The organism is Longispora sp. NPDC051575, assembly GCF_040681875.1.
Classification (GTDB): Bacteria; Actinomycetota; Actinomycetes; order Mycobacteriales; family Micromonosporaceae; genus Longispora.
The window spans coordinates 37,837-61,558 of sequence record NZ_JBFAZP010000012.1; the positions used below are offsets into that span (position 1 = coordinate 37,837).

Below are 23,722 nucleotides of genomic sequence, written 5' to 3' on the forward strand. Positions count from 1 at the left end.
CACCGGAGGCCCCGGTCCCGGCCGCTACCTGGCCGGGGCGCGACCACCCTGCCCGGCTCGGGCCCCGCGCAGCGCGGTCCCCGCCGCCCCTGCCCGGATGGCGTCCCGGAACGGCAGGTGGCCGGGAAGCGCGTGCTTCCCGGCCACCTGTCACACGTGACTACGAGCGACGCTTGCGGATCTCGTCGCCGGCCTGCGGGACGACCTTGTGCAGGTCCCCCACGATGCCGAAGTCGGCGAGCTCGAAGATCGGCGCCTCGGCGTCCTTGTTCACGGCGACGATGGTCTTCGAGGTCTGCATGCCGGCCCGGTGCTGGATCGCGCCGGAGATGCCCAGCGCGACGTACAGCTGCGGGGAGACCGTCTTGCCGGTCTGGCCCACCTGGAAGGCGTGCGGGTAGAAGCCCGAGTCGGTCGCGGCGCGCGAGGCACCGACGGCGGCACCGAGCAGGTCGGCGAAGTCCTCGACGACCTTGAAGTTCTCCGCCGAGCCCACGCCCCGGCCACCGGAGACGACGATGTTGGCCTCGGTGAGCTCCGGACGGGAGCCCTTGGCCTCGATCTTGCGCTCCAGCACCTTGGCGCCGAGGGCCGCCTCGTCGACCGTCACGTCGACCGGGGTCAGCGTGCCGGCCGCCGGGGCGGCCGAGGGGGTCAGCGAGTTCGGCCGCAGGGTCACCAGGGGCAGGCCCTTGGTGACCTGCGAGTCCACGATGGTCGAGCCGGCGAACACGACCTGCTGGGCGGTGCCGTCGGCCGCGAGGCTGACGACGTCCGTGAGCAGGCCGTTGTCGAGCTTGACCGCGAGGCGGGCGGCGATCTCCTTGCCCTCCTGGGTCGAGCCGATCAGCACGGCGGCCGGGTTGACCTCGCCCACGAGGCGCGCGAGCACCGTGGCCTTCGGGGCGACCAGGTGGCCGTCGATCTCGGCGCTCTCGGCGACGTAGACCTTCTCCGCGCCGTACTCGGCGAGCTTGGCGGCCAGCGCCTCTGCGGTGCCGGGCGCGCCGAGCACGACCGCCGACGGGGTGCCCAGGGTGCGGGCGAGCGTCAGCAGTTCGAGGGTGACCTTCTTGACGCCGGTCGCGGCCGAGCCGTCGACGACGACGAGTACCTCAGTCATCTTTTTCCTTCTCCCCGGCTCAGACGAACTTCTCGGCGGTCAGGTACGTCACCAGGTCGGCGCCACCGTTGCCGGAGTCCTCGACCTTGGTGCCGCCCGTGCGCGCGGGCCGCTTGGTGCTGGACAGCACCTTGCTGGTCGCGCCGGCCAGGCCGACCTCGTCCGCCCCGATGCCCAGGTCCGCCAGGGACAGGGTGCTCACGGGCTTCTTCTTGGCGGCCATGATGCCCTTGAACGACGGGTACCGCGGCTCGTTGATGGTGTCCCAGACGCTGACGATGGCCGGGCCGGTGGCCTGCACGACCTCGTACCCCTCGTCGGTCTGGCGCTCGGCGGTCAGGGTCGCGCCCTCGACGGTGAGCTTGCGGGCCCCGGTCAGCGCCGGGATGCCGAGCCGCTCGGCGAGCATGTGCGGCATGAGCTGGGTCCGACCGTCGGTCGACTCCGCACCGCAGATGACCAGGTCGAACTCCAGGGTCTTCAGGGCGGCGGCGAGCACCTTCGACGTGCCGAGCGCGCACGAGCCGTGCAGCGCGTCGTCCACGACGTGCACCGCGCCGTCGGGACCCATGGACAGGGCCTTGCGGATGGCCTCGGTGGCGCTGTCGGGCCCCATCGTCAGGAGGGTCACCTCCGACCCGCCGTTCGCCTCGGCGATCTTCAGCGCCTCCTCGATGGCGTATTCATCCATCTCGTTGATGACGTTGCTCGCCGACGCGCGGTCGACGGTTGCGTCGTCAGCGCGCAAGTTGCGCTCGGAGCCGGAATCCGGCACCTGCTTCACAAGTACGACAATCTTCATCGCCGGACACGACCTCCTGCTGAACGAGCGTTAAGCTCCGGTATGACGTGAGCCTTTCGCGCACAGCCGCACGGGTCAACCCGCGCCGCTGTGTGCTTGACCACCGCCCATGTTACTAGCCAGTAGCTACCAGTCTAGTAGATGTCTTGTGGATCTCACTCTGCCAGGCGTTCCGGCCAGGCATGATGTGGGTGACGCAAAGTACACGATAGTGGCGTCACATCCCTCCTCCGCGCACGTCTTGAGCCCAGGAGGTGTCCAGCGATGACGAAGAACTCAGAAGTCGCGGCCGAGCCCACCCAGGAGCACCACCCGCAACCACCCCCCGACGAACACCTGTGCACCTGCGGGAAGCTCCGCGAGGAGTGCCTGCGGGACCAGTTGCACGACATGTTCCAGATCCCGCCGACGAAATAGGCCGGGCCCGGGGCCTGACGCGTTTCGGGCGGGGCCGGGGCCGGGTTCAGGCTGGGCGGCGGAGTTCCACCTCGCCGCCCACCACCCGGCCGCCCAAACCCGTGAACAGCGCGTTCGAGCCGGTGTTGGTCACGTCGACCTCGCAGGCCACCTCCGCGACCCCGCGCGCGTGCAGGGCACGGAAGACCGCACCCACCAGAGCCAGGGCCAGACCCCTTCGCCGGTACCCGGGGAGCACGCCGACCATGCCCAGCCGGGGTACCGGGCGCGGCCCGTCCCAGACCCGCACCAGCCCGACGAGGTCCCGACCGGTCGGCGCGCCACCGGCGGCCCCCGCGTCCCGGGCCCCCTCCGGACCACCGGCCCCCTCCGGCTCGCGGTCCGCCACGGCCACCAGGTAGTACTCCGGGCGGAAGAACGGCGAGTCCCAGGTCTCCTCCCGGAACCACACCGGATCGGGCCGCCAGCCGTCCGCGCCGGGCACGTCCTCCCGCAGCGCGCAGTCCAGGTCCATCAGCTCCAGCCCCAGCTCGGCGGCGCTGACCAGCGCGATCCCCGCCGGGACCGGGCCGTCGACCACGGATACCGGCACCAGGTACCGGTGCTCCCGCCGCTCGGCCACGAACCCGAGCCCCTCGAACAGCGGCGCGTCGGCGACCGGCGCGGTCACGTACACCTCGCCGGGGACGGCCCCGGCGAGCGGGGCGTGGGCGTCCGGGCGGGTCGGGCCGAAGTACAGGGTGTGCCGGCCGTCGGGGCGCCGCCACGGGTTCAGCACCCCGACGACGGCGTCGCCCTCCCAGGCGAGCCAGGTGTCGCGGTCCTCGCTGTGGTACTCCTCGATCTGGGCCCGCAGCTCCGCCACCGGGTCCCCGGTCCAGGCCGCGAGCGCTCCGTACTCACCGTCGAACCTCGTCACCCTCAGCGTCATGCGCCGCAGGCTAGCGGCCCGGCCCGGAACCGGACGACGGAATTATCCGGGGCCCGGACCCGCGATCACCCCGATCGTCCGGGCGACGCGGGCGCGGTCAGTACCTCTCCCGCTCCGGGTAGCCGAGTTCGCGGCGCAGGCCGTTCTCCGTGAGCCCGTCGGGGTGCCCCGGGTAGGTCCGCTCGGGGGTCCGGGGGTCGCCGTCGTGGTCGACGGGCAGCCCGACGGCCTCCCGCTCGTGGTCGGGCGCTCCCGGGTTGTCCGCGCCCCCGTACGTCCCCGGCGCGCGGGTGTCGTGCGAGTAGTCGTAGACGTGCGCCAACTCGTGGAACAGGATCGTGAGCGGCCGGCCACCGGCGGCGCTGCCCGTACCCGGATAGGCGGGGTTGTACGTGATCTCGTACTTCTCGCTGAGCTCCCAGACCCTGTCGTACCGCGCGTGCCCGGCCTCGTCCCGGCCTTCCACGATCGTCAGCTGGTCGCCCTGGTAGGCGATGGCGCCGAGGATCGGCCAGTCCGCCGCGACGGCCCTGGTCCGGTCGTGCGCCCGATCGACGGCCGCCAGCATCTCCTGGCCGAGCGGGGAGCCCTCCAGCATGCCCAGGTCGGCCCGCACCCGGGCCACGAACTCCGGTGAACCCCGCACGTCGATCGTGTCGCCCGGATGCCCCTTGATCTCCACGGTCACGGTCCGCTCCGCGTCGACCCGGTCCCCGGACTGGGTGGACGCCCGGTCCGTTCCGGTGCCGCCCGACCCGGTGTCGACCCCGCGCCCGCCGTAGAGCCGGTCGTCGCCCGCGCCGCCGCGCAGGGTGTCGTCGCCCTCGCCACCGGAGAGCACGTCCGGGCCGGCGCCGCCGTCGAGCCGGTCGTCGCCCCGCGCGCCCTCCAGGTAGTCGGCGCCGGACTGGCCGGACACCCGGTCGGCGCCGGACATGCCGTAGAGCACGTCGTCGCCGGTGCCGCCGGTGACCGTGTCGTCGCTGTCGCCCGCGTCCACGTAGTCGTCGCCCGCGCCGCCGGAGATCCGGTCGGCGGCCGCCCCGCCGTACAGGCGGTCATCGCCGGCCCCGCCGAGCAGCCGGGTCGCGCCGTCCCCGCCGTGGATCCGGTCGTCGCCGTCGCCGCCGAGGACGGTCAACCGCAGCCGGGTACCGGGCGGCACGTCGATCTCGTCGTTGCCGCCGCCCGCGCGGATCACCAGGTCCATGCCGTCGAAGATCTGGCGCTCGATCCCGTTGACCACGAGGAACCGCTCGCCCGTCCGCTTGTCCACCCGGACGGACACGTGGTCGTTCCCCGGTCCGGTGTTGACCATCAGCGTGCCGTCCACCACGAGGAACACCGTGCCGTCCGGCTCCGGCGGCAGGGTGAACCAGTCGATCGGGCCCTCCCAGGCGGCCTCGATGGTCCGCAACGGGGTGCGCAGCTTCTCCAGCGCGACGAACTGGCTGGTCAACGTCACGTCCAGGTCGGCCCGGATGTCGCTGGCCGCCTGGATCTCGGCGATCACCACCTGGGTCTGGTCCCGGCCGAGCATCGTCACCGTGACCTGGTCGTCCCGGAACGTCGCCCCGACCTTCGCGGACAGCCGGGCCCGGCTGTCGTCGAGCGCGCCCTGCGCCGTGCTGAGCGCGGCGGCGGCGGTCTCCAGGGCGAGCGCCGCCGCGCCGAAGTGCCCGCCGACCGCCTCGACGTCGGCGGTGACCTTGCGGCGGTGCGCGTCGTAGGTCTCGGCCGTGGTGCCCGTCCACTCGGCGGCGAACACCGTCCCGGTGGCCGTCGTGACCGTCTCGGCGGCCCGGTGCGCCCCGGCCCCGAACAGGCGCAGCGCGGACGCGGCGGCCCGCAGCGCGGCGGGGTCGGCCCCGAGCCGCCACAGGTTGGCGATCGTCTCGACCTCGCTCACCGCAGGGCCTGCCGGGTCGGGGTCCGGGCGGCGGCGTTCTCGTCCGCCCGCTGGTACGCCGCCGCGACCAGCAGCAGCCGGTCGTAGTCGGTCTCCAGCAGCTCGACGAGCCGGTCGACCGGGGCGGCGGCCTCCTCGGCCACGGTGGCCCAGGAACCGGCGAGGTCCCTACCGCCCCGGGTCACCCCGAACGCGGCGGACGGCAGTGCCATCGCGGGCCGGGCGGCGTGCAGGGCGTCGGAGAGGGCGGTGGCCGCCGCGTCGAAGGCGGCGGCCAGTCGGGCCAGCTCCCGGGCGTCGGCTCTCACCTCTTCGGGCATGTCCCGACGGTAGCGGACATGCGCAACCCTCTATGCCTGCCCGGGAGGCCGCCCGCAGGGGCCCCGCGCCCGCCCAGGGCCCGCTACGGCTGCCAGATGTACGGCGTGGTCCGGGTGACCGCCGTCATGCCCAGGCGCTCCAGGATCGGCCGGGAGTCCTCGGAGCAGTCCACCTGGAGGTAGGAGTACCCGCGCGCGTGGGCGAGCCGGGCCCGGTACGCGACGAGTGCCTTGTAGATGCCCTTGCCCCGCCACTCGGCGAGCGTGGCCCCGCCCCACAGCGAGGCGAAGCTGCGCGACCCGAACCGGATCCACGCGGCCGACACGACCAGCCCGTCGGCCTCGGCGACGACGATGGTCAGGCCGTTCGGGTCGGCGGCGAGTTCGCCCAGCAGCCCTTCGACCAGGTCGCTGCGGTCGGAGCCCCAGACCGCCTCCTCCATGCCGACGATCCGGGTCAGGTCCTCCCGGGAGGTCACCTCGCGCAGGGTCACGCCGGGCGGCGGGTCGGCCGCGACGGCCAGGGGCGCGACGGGGCCGACGACGACCGTCTCGGGGTCCTCGGCCTCGAAGCCGGCGGCCAGCAGCCGGTCGGGCAGGTCTGCGGGCAGGTCATGCGAGTAGGTCTTCCACTCGAACCGTTCGCCCCGGGCCGCGTAGAAGTCCCGCTGGCGCGCGATGAACGCGTCGAGTTCCGCGCCGTCGAGGCCGCCCAGATCCCGGTGGTATCCGATGAAGCCGCCCCACGGCAGCCCGGAGACCCGCCAGATGGGTCCGTCCTTCTCGACAATGGCCCCGAGGGGCAGGTCGTCGGGGTCGTGGCCCCGCATCTCGGCGTCGAACGCCGTCAACAAGTCAGTCATCCCCGGCAGCCAAGCACGCGCGGACGCCGGCCGCCAGCGGTTTAGCGGGACCGGTCCGGCCGCCGCCCGGTCCGCCGGGGCGGAGGTGCGACTTCGGGGAAGACGCCGTCGATCCCGTCCGAAGGACGACGCCTTCCCCGAAGAAGACAAGAACATGCCACACGCCGATCCGGGGTACGCCACGCGGGGCGGCCGTGGGGCACCGGTCAGGCCGCCAGTACCGGCACGTCCGCCAGCAGCGCGACCCGCACGCTCACCCCGGGCACCAGGCCACCGGCCAGCGGACTCGGCACGTCGGCCACGATCTCCCGCCCGCCGGGCAGCTCCAGCGCGAGCCGGGTCAGCGCGCCGTGGAAGGTCCGGGCCGCGATCACCACGTCCCCGGCCGGGTCCGCCACCACGGTCAGGGCCTCGGGGCGGACCAGGATCTCGGTGTCGCCGTCGCCCGCGAGTTCCCGGGGGGTGCCGAACACCTCGACGGCCGTGGGCGAGATCCGCCGGGCCGGCAGCCGGTTGGTGGTGCCGACGAACTCGGCCACGAACGCGGTCGACGGCCGGTGGTACAGCTCGTCGGGGCTGGCGAGCTGCTCGACCCGCCCGGCCCGGAGCACGGCGACCCGGTCGGCGATCGACAGCGCCTCGCTCTGGTCGTGCGTGACGAACAGGGTCGTGGTGCCCAGCCGCTGCTGGATCCGGCGGATCTCGTCGCGGAGCTGGGTGCGGACCTGCGCGTCGAGCGCGGACAGCGGCTCGTCGAGGAGCAGGACCCGGGGCTCGATGGCCAGGGCCCGGGCGAGCGCGACCCGCTGCTGCTGGCCGCCGGAGAGCTGGTGCGGGAACGCCTTGGCCTTGTCGCCGAGGCCGACGAGTTCGAGCAGCTCGGTCGCGCGCGCCCGGCGGGCGGCCGATCCGACCCGGCGGACCCGGAGCCCGAAGGCCACGTTCTCCAGCGCGGACAGGTTCGGGAACAGGCTGAACGCCTGGAACACCATGCCCATGTCGCGCTTGGCGGCCGGTACCCGGGTGATGTCCGCGTCGCCGACCAGTACCGAGCCGGAGTCGACGGTCTCGAACCCGGCGAGTACCCGCAGCGCGGTGGTCTTGCCGCAGCCGGACGGGCCGAGCAGGGCGATCAGCTCGCCGGGCTCGATGGCCAGGTCCAGCCCGTCGAGAGCCTTGACGCCCCCGAAGGACCGGTGCAGCCCACTCATCGTGACGGACGTCATGCCTTCTTCTCTTTTCGGTCCAGTGCGGAGACGGACAGCAGCAGCAGCCAGGTGAACACGAGGCTGGCGAGGCTGACCGCGACGGAGAGCTTGCCGTCCGAGCCGCCGACCTTCACCAGCCACACCGGGACGGTCTCGAACAGCAGGATGCTGGCCACGGTGAACTCGCCCAGCACCAGCGCCAGGGTGAGGAACGCCGCGCCGAGCAGCCCGGACCGCAGCTGCGGCAGGACGACCCGGCCGAGCACGGTGCCCCAGGAGGCCCCCAGGCCCCGGGCCGCGTCGACCAGGGTGGCCAGGTCCCCGCCCCGGATGCCCGCGTCGAGGCTGCGGTACGCGAACGGGAGGGCCAGGACGACGTACACGATGACGAGTACCCAGGGAAGTTCCGGGTCCTGGATGGACACCAGGAAGTCCCCGATCGGCGTGCCGGCCAGTTCCTCGGGGCCCATGCCCAGCAGGCTGCGGACGCCCACCACGAGCGCGATCGGCGGCACGGCCAGCGGGAGGAGGGACAGGTTCTCCACCAGCGGGCGCAGCTTCGGCAGCTTGAGGTGCACGACCAGCAGGGCCGGGAGCACGACGACGAGGACGCCGAGCACGGTCAGGACGGCCAGGGTCATGGAGCGGCGGAGCGCGTCGGCGAACCCCGGGGAGCCCACGATGTCGCCGTACACCCCGGTGCCGTCCTCGACCGTGAAGGCGAACGACGCCACCAGGGGGACGACGAAGTACAGGCCGACGAGGAGGAGCGCGAACCGGCGGATCACCGGGACCACCCCGCCGTCAGGTCGGTGTGCGGAGTCGCGGTCACCGCAGCCACCTCGACGTGCGGCGCTGCAGGAGCCAGTACCCGATCATCATGACGCCGACGATGATCAGCATGTCCAGGGCCAGCGCCGCGCCGATCCCCTCGCCGCCGACCAGCACGTTCCCGCTGAGCACGTCGGCGATCTGGAGCGTGATCAGGGGCACGGAACCGCCGACCAGGGCCGCGGCCGTCGCGTAGGCGCTGAACGCCCCGCAGAACAGCAGCAGCGCGCCCGCGCCGACGGGCGGGGCGAGCACGGGGGCGCCGACGTGCCGCCAGTAGTGCCAGCGGGAGCCGCCGAGGCTGGCCGCGGCCTCGCCCCACTGCGGCTTGACGGCGTCCAGGGCGGGAAGAACGACGAGCACCATGAGGGGTACGAGGAAGTAGAGGTACACCACGGACAGCCCGACCATGTTGTACAGCGAGAACCCGGTGTCGGCGAGCCCGAGCACCTTCGTCACGATGCCCGCGTTGCCGATGGTGGCCATGAACGCGAAGGCCAGCGGCACGCCGCCGAAGTTGGCCAGCACCCCGGACGCAGTGGTGACCACCTTGCGGAGCAGCCCGGGCTTGCTCTTCACCACGGCCTGCGCGATGAGGGTGCCGAGAATGGCGCCGAGCACCGCCGTGACCAGGGACAGCTTGAGGCTGCCGGCCAGGGCGATGCCGTAGGCCCCTCCGACGGTGTCGCCGAGGCTGGTCGCCCCGGTCGCCAACACGGCGACAGGAGCGACCAGACCGATCCCGACGATCAGTACGAAGGGGACGAGCGCGAACCACTTGCTCAAGAGGTGATCGCCTTCGCCCAGTTGTCGGCGAGCACCTTCTTCACGGCCGTGATCTGGTCCGGGGTCGGGAACTTGACCTCGCCCTCGACCTTCGGCAGCTTGGCGACCAGGTCGGCCTTCGCGGAGTTGGCGGTGACCATCTTCGGCAGCCGGACCGGGCGGGCGTAGCCCTTCAGCCACAGGTTCTGGCCCTCGTCGGAGTAGAGGAACTCCTGCCACAGGCGCGCGGCGGCCGGGTGCGGGGCGGACTTGTTGATTGCCTGGTTGTAGTAGTTCGCGTACTTGCCGTCGGCCGGCACCGCGACCTTCCAGTCGATGCCCTTGTCCTTGTACTTGTCGGAGTACCCGGCGTTCAGGTAGTCCCAGTCGATCGAGATCGGGGTCTCACCCTTCTCGATCGTCGCCGGGGTCGACTCGACCGGGAGGAAGTTGCCGGCCTGCTTGAGCTTGGCGAACCAGTCGATGCCGGGCTGGATGTTGTCGAAGCTGCCGCCGTTGGCGAGCGAGGCCGCGTACACGCCGGCGAACGCCGAGCCGGACTTGGTCGGGTTGCCGTTGAGGGCGACCTTGCCCTTGTACTCCGGCTTCAGCAGGTCCGCGAACGTCGTCGGGCAGACCGCGATCTTCTTGGCGTCGCAGCCGATGGAGACGTAGCCGCCGTAGTCGTTGAACCAGCGACCGTCGGCGTCCTTCTGGTTGGCCGGGATCTCGTCCCACTTGGCGACCTTGTACGGGGCGAACAGGCCCTCGGCGGCGCCGGAGAGCGCGAAGGCGCTGCCCAGGTCGAGGACGTCCGGGGCGCGGTCCTGGCCCTTGAGGCTCTTCACCGCGTTGATCTCGTCGGCGGAGGACCCGTCCGGGTTCGCCTCCTCCAGCTTGATCCCGTACTTCTCCGAGAAGGTCTTGAGGATCTCGCCGTAGTTCGCCCAGTCGTGGGGCAGCGTGATGACGTTGAGCTGCCCCTCCTTCTTGGCAGCCGCGATCAGCGCGTCCATGCCGCCCAGGTCGGCCGCGCTCTTCGCCTCGGCCGCGCTGGTCGTCGCGGCCGCCTTCTCCTTGGCCTTGGACGACGAACCGCAACCGGCGAGGCCGGCCACGGCGACCATGGCGGCGACGCTCACCACTAGAACACGCTTCACTGCTGCTCCTCCAACGGGAATGTCTGGCCCCGTCAGAGTGGGCAGGGAGCGTGTCGCGGAGGTGAACGCGGCGTGAGTCCCGCTCGAACCCTGCGGGCCCGAGCGGCGACAGTCGGCTGAGCGGTGATCAAAAGCACTGCTCAGAGCCCCGGAGCAGCGGGAAAAGTAGTGGTCTAGACCACTTAGGGGGTGTACGCCTCATCCGTGTGGCTCAGCTCCAGCAGCGTGTTCCCGCCGAACTGGTAGACGGCGGTCCGCCGGAGGTTCAGCCCCGCCGCGGGCACGTCCGGCGTCCGGGTCAGGTAGACCACAGTGGCCTTCTGGCCGCCGATCGCCACCGACTGGACCGGCTCCCGGTCGCCCAGCTGCACGAGCACCGAGCACACCGGGGCGCCGGCCTCCCGCTTGCAGAGCATCAGACCCCAGAACCGGCCGGTGGTACCCGACGTGCTGCTCATGATCGTGCCAAGAGTGGAGAGTCCGCCGTGCGGGTCGAGGTTCCCGGTCGCGCACGGCGCCTGGACCGCGAAGGTCAGGCCGTCCGGCCCCGACCAGTGGCCGTCGACGAGCGGCACCCCGGCCGCGGTGTAGGGCGCCTTCGAGCCCCGGACCTTGGCGCCGCGCACCTCGGCACAGGTCACCGACGCCCCCGCCGGGGCGGGCGCACCGGTCGTGGCGGGGGCGGGCTTCGACGGGGCGGCGGTGGCCACGGGGGCGGTCGCCGGGGCGATGGTCGGCACCGTCGACGCGCCCGGGGCGGGCTTGGCCGGCGCGTCGTCACAGCCGGCGAGCAGGCCCCCGGCCGCCACGGCCGCGACCAGCGCGACGGCACTCCACGAACGATGTCCCCACATGGCGGTTCCTCTCGGCACGAACGTGTGCCGGAACCTAGCAACGCCGCCCGCCGGAAATCCTGCACTGTCCGAACCACGACCGAGCCGCGGGGTACGGTCCGGACATTCATGCCCTGGTCGGACGCCCGGTCGGGCCGTCCCGTCGGACGCCCAGTCGGGCTGTCCCGTCAGATGCCCGGTCGGGCCGTCCCGGGTCAGGCCGCCCGGACCGGTTCCACCGCGCGCAGCGACCCCGGCCGCCCGGTCCGCTCGATCTCCGCCCGGACCTTGACCATCAGCTCCCCGGACGCGCGCCACCCGGTCGGCTCCCCGGCGAACACCTCGTCCCGGGAGCGCGCCGTGACCGTCCAGCCCCCGGGCCGCCAGCGCCGCCGCAGGTGCCAGTACCGCAGGCCGCCGCCCGCCGACGTGAACACCTCCACGTCAGCGCGCCCGGACCGCGCCCCGGATCTGGCGCATCGAACGCGGCCAGCCGGTCGCCTCGATCTCCATCCGGGTCTGCTCGATCAGCTCGCCGGACTCCGACCAGCCGGACACCTCGGCCGCGAACTCGTCCCCGCCCGACTTCGCCGTGACCGTCCACGGCACCCCGAACGCGGTCCGCGCGATGACCAGCACCGGCACGATCAGCAGCAGGAGCAGGAGCTCCGCCAGGAAGATGACCGCGATCAGCAGGAACGGCAGCACGATCAGCAGGAACAGGAACAGCATGATCGGGTGGTCGATGTCGAAGCTGAGCCCGTTGACGATGTCCAGGCCGTCGAGGCGGTTCTTGGGCCGCCAGGGCAGCCACCGCCGCCGGACCCGCCAGCGCCGCCCGTCGCGGCCCGTGACGGTCACGCGAGGTTCGACGAGCGCGGGTACGCGTCCGCCGGGTCGGTCAGCACGTTCACCAGGTACGGCACGCCGGACGCGAACGCCCGGTTCAGCGCGCCGGACAGGTCCCCGGCCTTCGCCACGGTCTCCCCCGCCCCGCCGAGGCCCTTGACCACCTCGTCGTAGCGCAGGCCCGGTTGCAGGTCGGCGGCCACGTCGTAGCCGTACAGCTGGCGCATCGGGTGCTTCTCCAGTCCCCAGATCCCGTTGTTGCCCACCACGATGACCACGGGCAGGTCCTGCCGGACCAGGGACTCGACGTCCATGAGGGAGAACCCGGAGGCGCCGTCGCCCATCAGGACACAGATCTGGCGGTCCGGGTACGTGTACCGCGCGCCCATCGCGTAGCCCATCCCGGTGCCCAGGCAGCCGTACGGCCCCGGGTCGAGCCAGCAGCCGGGGGTCGCCGGTTCGAGGTAGCGGCCCGCGTAGGACACGAAGTCGCCGCCGTCGCCGATGGTCACCGCGTCCCGGTCGAGCACCTTGCGCAGCTCCCCGTACACCCGGCTGGGGCGGATCAGCTCGGTGTCGGCCTCCAGGGCCGCACGGTCGTCCTCGCGGGCGGAGTCCTCGATCTCGCGGAGCTGTTCGAGCCAGTCGTCGTGGTCGGCGCGCGGACCGGCGTAGTCGGCGAGGGCGGACAGGATCGCGCGCAGGTCGCCGGCCGGGGACACCTCGGGCTCGATGTGCGTCGCGCGCTGCGCCGGGTCGTCGACGATGTGCACCAGGGTGGCCGCGCCGAAGTCGCCGAAGCTGAGCCGGAAGTCCAGCGCCGTACCGACGACGGCCACCACGTCGGCGTCGGACAGCGCCGCGCGCCGGCTCTTCGAGAACGCCAGCTCGTGCTCCGGCGGCAGCGAACCCCGGCCCATCCCGTTGGTGTAGACCGGCACCCGCAGGTTCTCCGCCGCCGCGCGCAGGGCGCCGACCGCGTCCCCGGTGTACACGTCGGAGCCCGCGATGATCGCCGGCCGTTCCGCGCCGGCCAGCAGCGCGGCGGCCCTCGACACGTCGTCGGGGTCGGCCTCCACGACCGGGGGCGCGAACACCCTCGGCAGGGTCACCGGGTCCTCGGGGTGGCCGAACAGCACCTCGAGCGGGAAGTCCAGGAACGCCGGTCCCTTGTGGCCGGAGATGGCGGCCATCGCCGCCGCGTACACGTCGGCGACGATGTCCTCGGTGTCGAGCACCGTGCCGGCGTGCTTGGTGACCGGGGCCAGCAGCGGCACGTGGTCGAGCTCCTGGAGGCTGCCGGAGCCCCAGCGCCACGAGGGTGCCCTGCCGCCGAACACCAGCACGGGCGAGCCGTTGAACTGGGCGGTGGTGACCGCCGAGATGCCGTTGGTGACGCCGGGGCCGGCGGTCAGCGCCGCCAGGGCCGGGCGGCGTTGCAGCTTCGCCACGGCCTCGGCGGCGAACACCGCGGACTGTTCGTGCCGGACGTCGAGGATGCGCAGGCCGGCGCGCTGGGCGGCGTCGTACAGCGGGAAGATGTGCCCGCCGGACAACGTGAACAGCTCGTTGACCCCGAAGCCGCGCAGCGCGGCGAGCGCGAGATCACCGCCGTGCCCCGCGATCGTCTCAGTCATCCCAGCACCTTACCCGGGGGTAGATAGGCGGGACAGCCCTCAATTTCGCGGGGCGCGACACCCGGGGCGCGGTGCCGGGCGGCGCGCCCACGTGGCGGCCGGTCACCTTAGGCGCGCCCGTCTCCGGTGCCGGGAACTCGGCGCCGCCGTCCCCGGCTACCGCCCGGTGAACTTCGGCGCGCGCTTCTCGACGAACGCCGCCATGCCCTCGGCCTTGTCCTCCGTGGCGAACAGCCCCGCGAACAGCTGGCTCTCCCAGGCCAGCCCGGTGGCCAGGTCCACGTCCAGGCCGCTGTCGATGGCCTGCTTGGCGGCCTTGAGCGCCTGGGCGGGCCCGTTCGCGTACCGCTCGACCAGTTCCGTGGCGGCCGTGAACACGTCGGCGGCGGGCACGATCTTGTCGACCAGGCCGATCCGGTACGCCTCCTCGGCGTCCACCAGGCGGCCCGAGAAGATCAGGTCCTTGGCGCGCGCCGGGCCGATGAGCCGGGCCAGCCGCTGGGTGCCGCCCGCGCCCGGGATGACGCCGAGGGTGATCTCCGGCTGGCCGAGCTTCGCGTCCTCGGCGGCCACCCGCCAGTCGCAGGCCAGGGCGAGCTCGCAGCCGCCGCCGAGCGCGTACCCGGTGATCGCGGCGACCACGGGCTTCGGGATCCGGGCCACGGCGTCGAACGCGCTGGACAGGTCGCGGGCGCGGGCGCTCATCGCCACGTACCCCATGTCGGCCATTTCCTTGATGTCGGCGCCGGCCGCGAAGACCTTCTCGCCGCCGTAGACGATGACGGCCCTGATCTCCTCGCGGGCCGTGGCCTCCTGGGCGGCCGCGCGCAGCTCCTCCTGGACCTGCGTGTTCAGCGCGTTCATCTTCGGCCGATCCAGACGGATCACCGCGATGCCGTCCTTACCAGTCTCCAGCCGCACGAACTCACCCATGACCGACCTCCACCGCCGACGCCTCTGTCGGGGCCCAGACTAAAGGAGAGGCGCGGCAGGGGGGTGTGGGGCTATCGTGCGCGCGTGACGAACTGGCAGGAAATCCTGGACAACGAGTACGCCATTCCCGCCGACCGGCCGTTCGCCGAGCTGATGGACGAGCTCGTTGAGCTGCTGAGATCCCCCGATCCGCACCTGCGGGACGCCGTGGGCTACAACATCGCCGCCGAATGGGTCGAGCACCTCGAAGAGCCCGACCGGGTCGCGCTCGGCGACACGATGGCGCTGCGGATGACCGACGATCCCGAGATCCAGGCCCGCACGTTCGCACCGCTGATCCTCGACTGCATCGTGTCGGAGGGTACGTTCCGGCCGGAGTGGCTCGACGCCTTCGTCAAGTGGTACCCGACGGAGCCCGACATCCGGGGCTACCACCCCGAACTGGGCTGGCTGCACGCCGTCGCGCACGGGGCCGACCTGCTCGGCGCGTTCGGCCAGTGCGCCGCCGTCGACGTGGACGACCTGCTGACCCTGCTCGACGTGGGCATCGACCGCCTGGTCGCCCCCACCACGCACGTGTTCGACGCGCAGGAGGACGACCGGCTCGCCTACGCGCTCGCCCGGGTCCTCACCCGCCCCGAACTCACCGAGGACGAGGCCGTCGACTGGCTCGACCCGGCCCGGGAGACCTTCGCCGTCCGGCTGCGGACCGGCCCGACCGTCCAGGCGACGAACACGATGCGCACCCTGCGGATGCTGTACATGTTCGCCGACCGGGGCGTGCTCCTCGAAGGCGGCAGCGCCCCGGTGCCGATCCCGCACGCCAGGATCCTGAAGCGGGCCCTGGGCTCCGTACTCCGCCCGACGTTCACCCGAATGGGCTGACCAACCCCGTCCGGCGGCACCCACTACCCGCTCAACCGACCGGGCACACGGTCGGCGACGCGACGCACTGCCGGCCGGCACAGGGTCGGCGTTCACGGACCGGCTGACCCCGGAGGGGCGACAAGTCCCCGGACCGGGGCCCGCGCGGAGGTCGGAGCCCGCGCGGGCCCCGGTCCGGCCCGCCCGCCCCGCACCCCCGGCCTGCCGCACACGGGTCGGTGCCCGAGCGCCCCGCCCCGTCGCCGCTGGCCACAGGCCCGGCGGCCCGCCCTGGTCACGCACGCGAAAGGCCCGCCAGGACCAGATCCGGGCGGGCCTTCCACAGGGGTACTACAGCGTCTCGGTGACCTTCTTCAGGCCGCGCGGCGCGTCCGGATCCTCGCCCCGGGCCAGCGCCAACGACAACGCCAGCTGCTGCAACGGCAGGATGTCGAGCAGCGGCGCGTACCGCTCGTCGACCTCCGGCGTGCCGATCGTCATGCCCGCCCCGATGGTGACCACGTCGGCCCGGCGCTCGCCGAGCTTCGCCAGCACCTCGCGCATGGACTGCCCGCCCGGGCCGGAGCCGGCGACCGCGAGCACCGGCACGTCCGGGTCGGTCATCGCCAGGGGGCCGTGCAGCAGGTCGGCGCCCGAGAACGCCAGGCCCGCGATGTAGGAGGTCTCCATCAGCTTCAGGGCGGTCTCGCGGGCGGTCGGGTACGCGTACCCCCGGCCGGTGGTGACGATCCGGTCGGCGAACCGGTAGCGGGGCGCGAGCTCGGTGGCGGTCGGGTCGGCGAGCAGCTTCTCGGCGAGCCCGGGGATCCGCTCCAGTTCGGCGCGCTCGTCGGCGGGCAGCGCGCCGCCGGCCTTGACGCCCTCGATGAGCATGAGCAGCGCGAACAGCTCCGCCGTGTACGTCTTCGTCGCGGCGACCGCGCGCTCGTGCCCGGCGAGCACGTCCACGTGCAGTTCGGCGGCGGCGGCCAGCGGGGAGGCGGCGTTGTTGGTGACCGCGAGGGTGTGCGCGCCCCCTTCGCGGGCGGCCCGGACGACCTCGACCAGGTCGGGGGACCCGCCGCTCTGGGACACGCCCACGACCAGGGCGTCCTCGAAGCGCGGCCGGGCCCCGAACAGGGTCACGGCGCTCGGGGAGATCAGGCCGACGGGGATGCCGAGCCGGATCTCGGTGAGGTACGCCGCGTACAGCGCCGCGTGGTCGGACGTGCCGCGCGCGGTGAACAGCACGAACTTGGGCTGCCACTCGGCGACCTTGGCGGCGACCTCCGCGATCGCACCGGCGCCCTCCTCCAGCAGCCGGGCGTAGCCCGCGGGCTGCTCGGCGATGTCGGTGGCCATGCCGATCCCGGCCTGTTGTGCGATCACTGCGCCTCCTCGTGCGAAATCTTCTGAGCACAGCATGCTCGATAATGCTCGCGAAGTCCAGTGACCAAGCTCAAACGCGCACCCATCGCGCGTGTACTGCGCACGCGTCCGTCACTAGAATGCTCCTTTATTCCCGCTGTGTCCCCGATTGCGCATGCGCGAATTGCGCGAACTGCGGCACGCGCCGGTGCGCGCCCGTTCCGGCACATGGGAAGGGCGCCCGCCATCCGGAGATGACGAGCGCCCGACAGTACGACGAGGTGGCGGTCCGGAGCCCCAGCCACGGCGACCCGGCCGAGTGGCGGACCAGGGCCCCGGCCACGGCGACCCGACCAGAATGCGGTCCGAGGGCCGACCACGGCGACCCGGCTGAAGGCCCCGCCGCTACGCCTCCACCAGCTCCTTCTCCGCCCCGTCCGACGCCCCCGACGCCCCGCCCCGCAGCGGTACGTGCTGGATGAAGATCGCCAGCAGTACCGACAGCACGGTGAACACGACACCCCAGCCGAACACCGTCGCGGTGGCGTCGGCCACGGCCTGCCCGAACATCGTCTTGGCCTCCGTGGTCAGCTGCGCGAGGTCGGCGGGGTTCATCCGCGCCCCGCTGCTGGCCAGCTTGTCGGCGACGTCCGTCGGCAGCCCGGACAGCCCCGAGCGCAGGGTGTGGGTGAAGATCGCGCCGAAGATGGAGACGCCGAACGCGCCGCCGATGGACCGGAAGAACATCGAGGTGCTGCTGGCGACGCCCATGTCCTTCGGGCCGACGCTGTTCTGGGCGATCATGCCGACGATCTGCATGATCAGGCCCATCCCGACGCCGAGCACGACCATGTACAGCGACGTGGTCAGCTTCGAGGTGTCCACGTCGATCGTGGACAGGGCCAGCATGCCGGCCGTCATGACGATCCCGCCGGCGAACGGGAACCAGCGGTACTTGCCCGTCTTCGTGATCACCTGGCCGGCGACCATGGACGCGCTCATCATGCCGAACATCAGCGGCAGCAGGAGCAGGCCGGAGTTGGTGGCCGAGGAGTGCTGCACGAGCTGCTGGAACAGCGGCAGGAACATGATCGCGCCGAACATCGCGAAGCCCTGGAAGAAGCCGATCGCGGCGGTGAGGGAGAAGTTCCGGTTGGTGAACAGGTTCAGCGGCAGGACCGGCTCGGTGGCCCGGAGCTCGACCCAGAGGAACAGCCCGAGCCCGATGCCGGCGGCCACGGCGAGCCCGATGATCTGCGGCGACCCCCAAGCGTACTCGGTGCCGGCCCAGGTGGTGAGCAGGACGAGGGCGGTGGAGACGCCGGACAGCAGCGCGATACCCAGATAGTCGATCTTGTGTTTGACCGTGTTCTTCGGGGTGTGCAGCTTGGCCATGATCATGAACAGCGCGATCGCGCCGAGCGGCACGTTCACGTAGAAGCACCAGCGCCACGAGATGTGGTCGGTGAAGAAGCCGCCGACCAGCGGGCCGCCGACCATGGCGAGCGCCATCACGGCGGCGAAGTAGCCCTGGTACTTGCCCCGGTCGCGGGGCGGCACCAGGTCGCCGATGATGGCCATCACGCCGACCATCAGGCCGCCGGCGCCGAGGCCCTGCACCGCGCGGAACGCGATCAGCTGGGTCATGTCCTGCGCCAGCCCGGACAGTGCGGAACCGGCGAGGAAGATCAGGATGGCGGTGATGAACAGCTTCTTGCGGCCGTAGAGGTCGCCGAGCTTGCCGTAGAGCGGGGTGGTGATCGTCGAGGCGAGGATGTAGCTGGTGGCCACCCACGCGAAGTGCTGCATGCCGCCGAGGTCGCCGACGATGGTGGGCATCGCGGTGCCGACGATCGTGTTGTCCAGCATGGCCAGGAGCATGACCAGGACAAGTCCCGGCAGCACCGCGAGGATGGCTCTACGCTCCGCCGTCGAGGGCTCCGTCTGTGTCACCATGTTCTCCGTTACCTATGGCCGCTTACTTGCCGGCCGGCTAGTAGACTGTGGCGAAGATACCCCGGTCCCTTGCCGGCCGGCAAGTAGATTCTCTGAGAGGTGTGACGTGGAGACCCGTGAACGGATCATGGTCGAGGCACTCGACCTGTTCGCCGAGCGAGGCTACGGGGAGACGTCACTGCGCGAGATCGCCGAGCGGATCGGGATCACCAAGGCGGCCGTCTACTACCACTTCAAGACGAAGGACGACATCCTCAACGGCCTGCTCGACTCGATGGGCCAGCAGATCGACGCGATCATCGAGTGGGGCAACGATCAGCCGCGCACCCCGGAGACCCGGCTGGAGGTCGTCCGGCGGTACGCCGCCAAGATCCGCGAGGGTGCCAAGGTCATGCGGTTCCTGCACGAGAACCAGACCGCCCTGCGGCACATCGACGCCGGGGCCCGGTTCCGCGAACGCATGGGCCGCCTGCACGTCCTGCTCATCGGCGAGACCCCCGACCTGGCCGAGCGGCTGCGCGCCCTCGCGGCGATCTTGACGATGCACGCGGGCTGGATGCTGCGCGAGGAGCACGCCAGCAGCGACAAGGAGATGTCCGACGCGATCCTGGAGCTCGCCTCGAAACTCGTCACGGACAAGATCTGATCCGACGGGTACGTGCGGGAGACGGCGGCTCCGGGGCCACCCGTGCCATCGCGCCCGGGGCAGACGGCCGTCAGGGCAGTCCCGCAACGGGCGACCGCCCCATGTTCCGGACGGTTCATCCGGGCCGACCCTGCGATGGGCGGCGCCCCGGCCCTCGGGTCAGCGGGTCAGCGGGTCAGCGGGTCAGCGGGTCAGCGGGTCGAGCCGGCCAGTTCCAGGCGCCACGCGTCCAGCGTCACCCCGGCCACCGGCTCCCAGTCCAGATCCGGCGTCCGGACGAACCCGAGCCGGGTGTACAACCGCCGCGCCGGCCCCGCGACCCCTTCGTCGCGCGTGCACAGCACCATGGCCGTGCAGTCGAGCGCGACGGCCCGGTCCAGGCACGCGCGGACCAGCGCCTCACCCACGCCGCGTCCCTGCGCCGCCCGGTCCACGGCGAGCATCCGGAACTCCGCCTCGCCCGGCTTCGTCAGCTCGGCGAGCCGCTGGCCGTGTACACAGAACGTGACCGCGCCGAGCACGGTCCCGTCCCCGTCCACGGCGACCAGCAGGTCGGCGTCCCCGGCCCGACCGGCGGCGTCGGCGAGCACCCGCTCGTAGCGGCCGCTGTCGCCGGAGAGCTGCCCGGAGTGCGCGTACGCCGCGACGGTGATCGCACCGACCGCGGCCAGATCCTCGGGCCCCGCCAACCGGACCAGCATTACTCGATGACCGCCAGCAGGTCGCCTTCCTGCACGACGTCCCCCATCGACTTGGCGTCGTCCGGGTCGCCGCCGTTGACCGCGATCCTGGTGACGGTGCCGTCCTCCTCCGCGATCACCGGGATCTCCATCTTCATGGACTCCAGGATCATCAGGGTGTCGCCGTCCTCGACCGTGTCGCCCTCCTTGACAAGGACCCTCCACACGTTCGCGACCATCTCGGCACGGACCTCGGTCATCGTCGAACCTCCTCATTGAGTGGGGCTACCGCGCGTATCCAATCATGCGGAAGGCCCCAGCCGGGACGCACCCACCCAGTTACCCGCGGGAAACAACGATAAGACCGGCCGCTGGGGGCCGGTCTTATCGGATAACGCTGTAGTCGTGCGGTGCGCCCAGTGACTAGGCGTTGGGACGACGACCGTGGTTGGCCTTGCTGTTCTTGCGACTGCGCTTCTTGCGGGCCTTCTTACCCATGATCATCTCTCCCTGCGTGTACTGCACCGAATCCCTACGAGCTTAGAGGCCCGCCGGATTGATCACCGTCTCGGGTACCTACGCGAGGTCGCGCAGCTCCGCCTCGAACGACGGCTCGGCGGCGATCTCCTCGATCCGCATCCGCAGCCGGTCGCGCAACTCGGTGGGCGCCGACTCGCCGCCGCAGCACCGGGCGACCAGCGCCTTGACCTCCTGCTCGATCCCGAACTCCCGCAGGCACGGCGAGCACTCGTCGAGGTGGGTCTGGATCAGCCCCCGGCGGCCCTCGTCGCACTCCAGGTCGAGATAGAGATAGACCTCCGCCAGTACCTCGCGGCAGTCGGCCGCCTCCTGGGACTCGCCGTTCACGACTGCACCTCCTGCCGGGCCTGCCCCTGACGCTCGGAGCCGCCGAAGCCGCGCTCGGCCGCGTAGTGCTCCAGCAGGCCGCGCAGGTTGCGCCGGCCACGGTGCAGGCGGGACATGACGGTGCCGATCGGGGTACCCATGATGTCGGCGATCTCCTTGTACGAGAAGCCCTCGACATCGGCCAGGTACACCGCGAGGCGGAACTCCTCGGGCAGCCGCTGGAGCGCGTCCTTGACGTCGGAGTCGGGCAGCCGTTCGAGGGCCTCGGTCTCGGCGGACTTCAGCCCGGAGGACGTGTGCGACTCGGCCTCGGCCAGCTGCCAGTCCGTGATCTCCTCGGTGGGCGCCTGGATGGGCTGGCGCTGCCGCTTGCGGTACGAGTTGATGTACGCGTTCGTGAGGATCCGGTACAGCCAGGCCTTGAGGTTCGTGCCCTGCTCGAACTGGTGGAAGGCGGCGAACGCCTTCATGAACGTCTCCTGGACCAGGTCCTCGGCGTCCGCCGGGTTCCGGGTCATCCGCAGGGCGGCCGCGTAGAGCTGGTCGAGGAACGGCATGGCGTCCCGTTCGAACCGGGCCCTCTGCTCCCCCACGCCCTCGGCTACTGGCACTGTGCCGTCCCCCCTGGTCCGCGGAGTGCGGCCCTGGAGTGAGGATACGGCCCTAACCTGGAAGACCTCGCCCGAGGTTGCGGGCCACTCGGGTGCCGTCAGCAGCTGCTGCAAGTGCTCGCTGCCCTGCTCCCGCAGGATGGTCGCCACGTGCCTGCTCCCCTCCAGCCCTGCCGACCAGAGCTTCAAAGGGAGGAACAGCACCGGGCCGGTCGACATTCCCTCGCCCGGGGCCGGTGAGGTGAGTCACCGACCCCGGGGAGAGTTGTGGAGGTTCCCCGCGAGGTGCCGGGTACGTCCTGTCTAACGACCGGCGTCCGCGAAGGTTGCGTCCCCGGCCGTGCGCCAGGCGACGAGCATCGCCCGCCGTTCCCGGGGCAGCGTGCCGCCCCAGACGCCGTTGATGTCCCCGGATTCCAGCGCCCAGGCCAGACATGCGCCGGACACGACGCATGAGCCGCACAGCGCCATGGCCGCGTCAGCTTGATCCCGTTCTGTCGGAGCTGGGAAGAACATCTCTGGATCGACTGATCGACATCTTCCGTCGATGCGCCAGCCGGCGTCCATCTCCCGCTGCTCGTGGGCCTGCAGAAGCCGCGGGTCGCGGCGTGCTGCGGCCACCTCGTGTGGGCGTGGCATACGCGCCCTTGTCATTGACCACCTCCCCCGTGCTGTCCGGCGGGTCAAAACGCCGGCGCTGTGTTTTACCGCACAGAAGTTGACCGAGACAAGGGGTTAGCCGCGCATTGTTCAACATGTGAAATCATAAATTTACGCAATCCATGACAATCCACTGGCAGCCCTGGCGAATGTCGGCGGGCCTTTCCCCGTGGCGCCGCCCGACCCGTCAGACTGGACCGGTGACTGAAACCCCCTGGACAGCACCCACCGCGACCGGACCGATCCACGGCACCGTCAGGCTGCCCGGTTCGAAGTCCATGACCGCCCGGGCCCTCGTCCTCGCGGCAGCGAGCGTCGACGCCTCCACGCTCCGCCAGCCGCTGAGCGCCCGCGACACCGACCTGATGGCCGCCGCCCTCCGGGGGCTCGGCGCGCAGGTCACCGTCGAGGACGAACTCTGGACCATCCGGCCCCGTCCCCCGCGCGGCCCGGCACACATCGACGTGGGCCTCGCCGGCACGATCATGCGCTTCCTCCCCCCGTTCGCGGCGCTGGCCGACGGTGACATCACCTTCGACGGCGATCCGTACGCGCGGCGCAGGCCGCTCAAGCCGCTGCTGGACGCGCTGCGCGCCGTCGGCGTGAACGTCACCGGCGACGGGCTCCCGTTGACCGTGCACGGCACCGGCCGGGTCCGGGGCGGCGAGGTCACGATCGACGCGTCCCTGTCCAGCCAGTTCGTGTCCGGGCTGCTGCTCGCGGCGACCGACTTCGACGAGGGCATCGTGGTCCGGCACGTCGGGCCGCCCGTGCCGTCCGCGCCGCACCTGAAGATGACGATCCAGATGCTGCGCGACGTCGGCGCCGGGGTCGACGACTCCGTGCCGAACGTGTGGCGGGTCGAGCCGGGCAAGCTCGCCGGCCGGGCCTGGAACATCGAGCCCGACCTGTCCAACGCGGCGCCGTTCCTGGCCGCCGCGCTGGTCACCGGCGGCGAGGTCAAGGTGCTGGACTGGCCGCGGTCGACCACCCAGCCCGGCGACCAGCTCCGGATCCTGCTCGGCCAGATGGGCGGCTCCTGGACGCTGGACACCGACGGCCTGACCTTCCGGGGTACGGGGAACCTGCGCGGCATCGACGCGGACCTCTCCCAGGTCGGCGAGCTGACCCCGGTGATCGCGGCGCTGTGCGCGCTCGCGGACTCCCCGTCGCACCTGCGCGGCATCGGGCACATCCGCAACCACGAGACGGACCGCCTCGCCGCGCTGGCCCGCGAGCTGTCCAAGGTCGGCGCGCAGGTCGACGAGACCGACGACGGGCTCATGATCACGCCGGGCAAGCAGAGCGGCGCGGTCTTCGAGACGTACGACGACCACCGGCTCGCGCACGCCGCCGCCGTCATCGGCCTGCGGGTCGAGGGCGTCGAGCTCACCGATGTCAGCTGTACGTCGAAGACGATGCCCGAGTTCCCGCAGCTGTGGGCCGGGCTACTGGAAGGCCAGAACTCCTGAAGCAGTCGAAGGATTTT

Annotated in this window: 25 protein-coding genes and 1 pseudogene; 4 read left to right on the forward strand and 22 right to left on the reverse strand. The window is 71.8% G+C overall.

Annotated elements, in window-relative coordinates; genetic code table 11:
* Positions 1-160 precede the first annotated feature (160 nt).
* A complete protein-coding gene (locus AB0M43_RS32715; RefSeq protein WP_363730002.1) occupies positions 161-1,123 on the reverse strand; it encodes an electron transfer flavoprotein subunit alpha/FixB family protein in 963 nt (320 codons plus the stop codon).
* A 19-nt stretch (positions 1,124-1,142) separates the two neighbouring features.
* A complete protein-coding gene (locus AB0M43_RS32720) occupies positions 1,143-1,925 on the reverse strand; it encodes an electron transfer flavoprotein subunit beta/FixA family protein (RefSeq protein WP_363730004.1) in 783 nt (260 codons plus the stop codon).
* 264 nt (positions 1,926-2,189) lie between these two features.
* On the opposite strand from AB0M43_RS32720, the gene AB0M43_RS32725 reads away from it, so the two are divergent.
* A complete protein-coding gene (locus tag AB0M43_RS32725; RefSeq protein ID WP_363730006.1) occupies positions 2,190-2,342 on the forward strand; it encodes a hypothetical protein in 153 nt (50 codons plus the stop codon).
* 46 nt (positions 2,343-2,388) lie between these two features.
* Here the strand turns inward: AB0M43_RS32725 and AB0M43_RS32730 are convergent, their stop codons facing one another.
* The 13 genes from AB0M43_RS32730 to AB0M43_RS32790 form a co-directional block, all read right to left on the reverse strand.
* Positions 2,389-3,273 carry a GNAT family N-acetyltransferase gene (locus AB0M43_RS32730; RefSeq protein WP_363730008.1) on the reverse strand — a complete coding sequence of 295 codons (885 nt, stop codon included), beginning with the start codon at positions 3,271-3,273 and terminating at the stop codon, positions 2,389-2,391.
* A gap of 97 nt (positions 3,274-3,370) precedes the next feature.
* Positions 3,371-5,182 (reverse strand): M91 family zinc metallopeptidase, encoded by a 1,812-nt coding sequence (locus AB0M43_RS32735; RefSeq protein WP_363730011.1) that lies wholly within the window; start codon positions 5,180-5,182, stop codon positions 3,371-3,373.
* Positions 5,179-5,502, reverse strand: coding sequence for a hypothetical protein (locus AB0M43_RS32740; protein ID WP_363730012.1), 324 nt, complete (start codon positions 5,500-5,502; stop codon positions 5,179-5,181). The genes AB0M43_RS32735 and AB0M43_RS32740 overlap by 4 nt, the downstream gene beginning before the upstream one ends.
* 83 nt (positions 5,503-5,585) lie before the next feature.
* The gene (locus AB0M43_RS32745; RefSeq protein ID WP_363730014.1) at positions 5,586-6,365 is read right to left on the reverse strand and encodes a GNAT family N-acetyltransferase; all 780 of its coding nucleotides are present in this window, start codon (positions 6,363-6,365) and stop codon (positions 5,586-5,588) included.
* 206 nt (positions 6,366-6,571) lie between these two features.
* Complete coding sequence (locus AB0M43_RS32750; RefSeq protein ID WP_363730016.1) at positions 6,572-7,591, reverse strand: ABC transporter ATP-binding protein; 1,020 nt, start codon at positions 7,589-7,591, stop codon at positions 6,572-6,574.
* Positions 7,588-8,361, reverse strand: a complete 774-nt coding sequence (locus AB0M43_RS32755) for an ABC transporter permease subunit (protein ID WP_363730018.1) — start codon at positions 8,359-8,361, stop codon at positions 7,588-7,590. The genes AB0M43_RS32750 and AB0M43_RS32755 overlap by 4 nt, the downstream gene beginning before the upstream one ends.
* 40 nt (positions 8,362-8,401) lie before the next feature.
* Positions 8,402-9,190, reverse strand: a complete 789-nt coding sequence (locus tag AB0M43_RS32760; protein WP_363730019.1) for an ABC transporter permease subunit — start codon at positions 9,188-9,190, stop codon at positions 8,402-8,404.
* On the reverse strand, positions 9,187-10,329 hold the full coding sequence (locus tag AB0M43_RS32765; RefSeq protein WP_363730021.1) for an extracellular solute-binding protein: 1,143 nt from the start codon (positions 10,327-10,329) through the stop codon (positions 9,187-9,189). Before AB0M43_RS32765 ends, AB0M43_RS32760 begins: the two co-directional genes overlap by 4 nt.
* 182 nt (positions 10,330-10,511) lie before the next feature.
* On the reverse strand, positions 10,512-11,183 hold the full coding sequence (locus AB0M43_RS32770) for a hypothetical protein (protein WP_363730023.1): 672 nt from the start codon (positions 11,181-11,183) through the stop codon (positions 10,512-10,514).
* Between the two features lie 194 nt (positions 11,184-11,377).
* Complete coding sequence (locus AB0M43_RS32775; RefSeq protein WP_363730025.1) at positions 11,378-11,605, reverse strand: hypothetical protein; 228 nt, start codon at positions 11,603-11,605, stop codon at positions 11,378-11,380.
* 1 nt (position 11,606) lies between these two features.
* Positions 11,607-12,023, reverse strand: coding sequence for a hypothetical protein (locus AB0M43_RS32780; RefSeq protein ID WP_363730027.1), 417 nt, complete (start codon positions 12,021-12,023; stop codon positions 11,607-11,609).
* Complete coding sequence (locus AB0M43_RS32785; RefSeq protein ID WP_363730029.1) at positions 12,020-13,648, reverse strand: acetolactate synthase; 1,629 nt, start codon at positions 13,646-13,648, stop codon at positions 12,020-12,022. The genes AB0M43_RS32780 and AB0M43_RS32785 overlap by 4 nt, the downstream gene beginning before the upstream one ends.
* Before the next feature lie 156 nt (positions 13,649-13,804).
* Entirely contained in the window at positions 13,805-14,581 is a 777-nt protein-coding gene (locus AB0M43_RS32790) for an enoyl-CoA hydratase-related protein (protein WP_363730031.1), read from the reverse strand.
* 84 nt (positions 14,582-14,665) lie between these two features.
* On the opposite strand from AB0M43_RS32790, the gene AB0M43_RS32795 reads away from it, so the two are divergent.
* Positions 14,666-15,466 (forward strand): DUF2785 domain-containing protein, encoded by an 801-nt coding sequence (locus AB0M43_RS32795; protein ID WP_363730034.1) that lies wholly within the window; start codon positions 14,666-14,668, stop codon positions 15,464-15,466.
* Between the two features lie 330 nt (positions 15,467-15,796).
* On the opposite strand, the gene AB0M43_RS32800 is transcribed toward AB0M43_RS32795, so the two are convergent.
* Positions 15,797-16,807 (reverse strand): SIS domain-containing protein, encoded by a 1,011-nt coding sequence (locus tag AB0M43_RS32800; protein ID WP_363730578.1) that lies wholly within the window; start codon positions 16,805-16,807, stop codon positions 15,797-15,799.
* Positions 16,808-17,218: 411 nt separating this feature from the next.
* Positions 17,219-18,769, reverse strand: coding sequence for an MDR family MFS transporter (locus AB0M43_RS32805; RefSeq protein WP_363730036.1), 1,551 nt, complete (start codon positions 18,767-18,769; stop codon positions 17,219-17,221).
* Between the two features lie 106 nt (positions 18,770-18,875).
* Between AB0M43_RS32805 and AB0M43_RS32810 the strand changes: the two genes are divergently transcribed.
* Positions 18,876-19,415, forward strand: a complete 540-nt coding sequence (locus tag AB0M43_RS32810) for a helix-turn-helix domain-containing protein (RefSeq protein WP_363730037.1) — start codon at positions 18,876-18,878, stop codon at positions 19,413-19,415.
* Between the two features lie 191 nt (positions 19,416-19,606).
* Here AB0M43_RS32810 and AB0M43_RS32815 read toward each other — a convergent pair whose 3' ends face one another.
* From AB0M43_RS32815 to AB0M43_RS32835, 5 genes and pseudogenes are all read right to left on the reverse strand, one after another.
* Positions 19,607-20,116 (reverse strand): GNAT family N-acetyltransferase, encoded by a 510-nt coding sequence (locus AB0M43_RS32815; RefSeq protein ID WP_363730038.1) that lies wholly within the window; start codon positions 20,114-20,116, stop codon positions 19,607-19,609.
* Entirely contained in the window at positions 20,116-20,355 is a 240-nt protein-coding gene (locus AB0M43_RS32820) for a biotin/lipoyl-binding carrier protein (RefSeq protein WP_363730039.1), read from the reverse strand. The genes AB0M43_RS32815 and AB0M43_RS32820 overlap by 1 nt, the downstream gene beginning before the upstream one ends.
* Positions 20,356-20,671: 316 nt before the next feature.
* Positions 20,672-20,962, reverse strand: coding sequence for a mycothiol system anti-sigma-R factor (gene rsrA, locus AB0M43_RS32825; RefSeq protein ID WP_363730042.1), 291 nt, complete (start codon positions 20,960-20,962; stop codon positions 20,672-20,674).
* Positions 20,959-21,723, reverse strand: a complete 765-nt coding sequence (locus tag AB0M43_RS32830; protein ID WP_363730045.1) for a sigma-70 family RNA polymerase sigma factor — start codon at positions 21,721-21,723, stop codon at positions 20,959-20,961. The genes rsrA and AB0M43_RS32830 overlap by 4 nt, the downstream gene beginning before the upstream one ends.
* Before the next feature lie 186 nt (positions 21,724-21,909).
* Positions 21,910-22,227 (reverse strand): annotated as a pseudogene (locus tag AB0M43_RS32835) (WhiB family transcriptional regulator); the annotation flags it as partial.
* A gap of 206 nt (positions 22,228-22,433) precedes the next feature.
* Between AB0M43_RS32835 and aroA the strand changes: the two are divergent.
* On the forward strand, positions 22,434-23,705 hold the full coding sequence (gene aroA / locus AB0M43_RS32840; protein ID WP_363730047.1) for a 3-phosphoshikimate 1-carboxyvinyltransferase: 1,272 nt from the start codon (positions 22,434-22,436) through the stop codon (positions 23,703-23,705).
* Positions 23,706-23,722: the final 17 nt, after the last annotated feature.

What these genes read in the sequence shown, in the direction of transcription:
- AB0M43_RS32740 (WP_363730012.1), bottom strand. Translation starts at nt 5,502, where the DNA reads ATGCCCGAAGAGGTGAGAGCCGACGCCCGGGAGCTGGCCCGACTGGCC.
- AB0M43_RS32785 (WP_363730029.1), bottom strand. Translation starts at nt 13,648, where the DNA reads ATGACTGAGACGATCGCGGGGCACGGCGGTGATCTCGCGCTCGCCGCG.
- AB0M43_RS32800 (WP_363730578.1), bottom strand. Translation starts at nt 16,807, where the DNA reads ATGGCCACCGACATCGCCGAGCAGCCCGCGGGCTACGCCCGGCTGCTG.
- AB0M43_RS32720 (WP_363730004.1), bottom strand. Translation starts at nt 1,925, where the DNA reads ATGAAGATTGTCGTACTTGTGAAGCAGGTGCCGGATTCCGGCTCCGAG.
- AB0M43_RS32820 (WP_363730039.1), bottom strand. Translation starts at nt 20,355, where the DNA reads ATGACCGAGGTCCGTGCCGAGATGGTCGCGAACGTGTGGAGGGTCCTT.
- AB0M43_RS32805 (WP_363730036.1), bottom strand. Translation starts at nt 18,769, where the DNA reads ATGGTGACACAGACGGAGCCCTCGACGGCGGAGCGTAGAGCCATCCTC.
- AB0M43_RS32790 (WP_363730031.1), bottom strand. Translation starts at nt 14,581, where the DNA reads ATGGGTGAGTTCGTGCGGCTGGAGACTGGTAAGGACGGCATCGCGGTG.
- AB0M43_RS32730 (WP_363730008.1), bottom strand. Translation starts at nt 3,273, where the DNA reads ATGACGCTGAGGGTGACGAGGTTCGACGGTGAGTACGGAGCGCTCGCG.
- AB0M43_RS32815 (WP_363730038.1), bottom strand. Translation starts at nt 20,116, where the DNA reads ATGCTGGTCCGGTTGGCGGGGCCCGAGGATCTGGCCGCGGTCGGTGCG.
- AB0M43_RS32715 (WP_363730002.1), bottom strand. Translation starts at nt 1,123, where the DNA reads ATGACTGAGGTACTCGTCGTCGTCGACGGCTCGGCCGCGACCGGCGTC.
- AB0M43_RS32745 (WP_363730014.1), bottom strand. Translation starts at nt 6,365, where the DNA reads ATGACTGACTTGTTGACGGCGTTCGACGCCGAGATGCGGGGCCACGAC.
- AB0M43_RS32770 (WP_363730023.1), bottom strand. Translation starts at nt 11,183, where the DNA reads ATGTGGGGACATCGTTCGTGGAGTGCCGTCGCGCTGGTCGCGGCCGTG.
- AB0M43_RS32750 (WP_363730016.1), bottom strand. Translation starts at nt 7,591, where the DNA reads ATGACGTCCGTCACGATGAGTGGGCTGCACCGGTCCTTCGGGGGCGTC.
- AB0M43_RS32725 (WP_363730006.1), top strand. Translation starts at nt 2,190, where the DNA reads ATGACGAAGAACTCAGAAGTCGCGGCCGAGCCCACCCAGGAGCACCAC.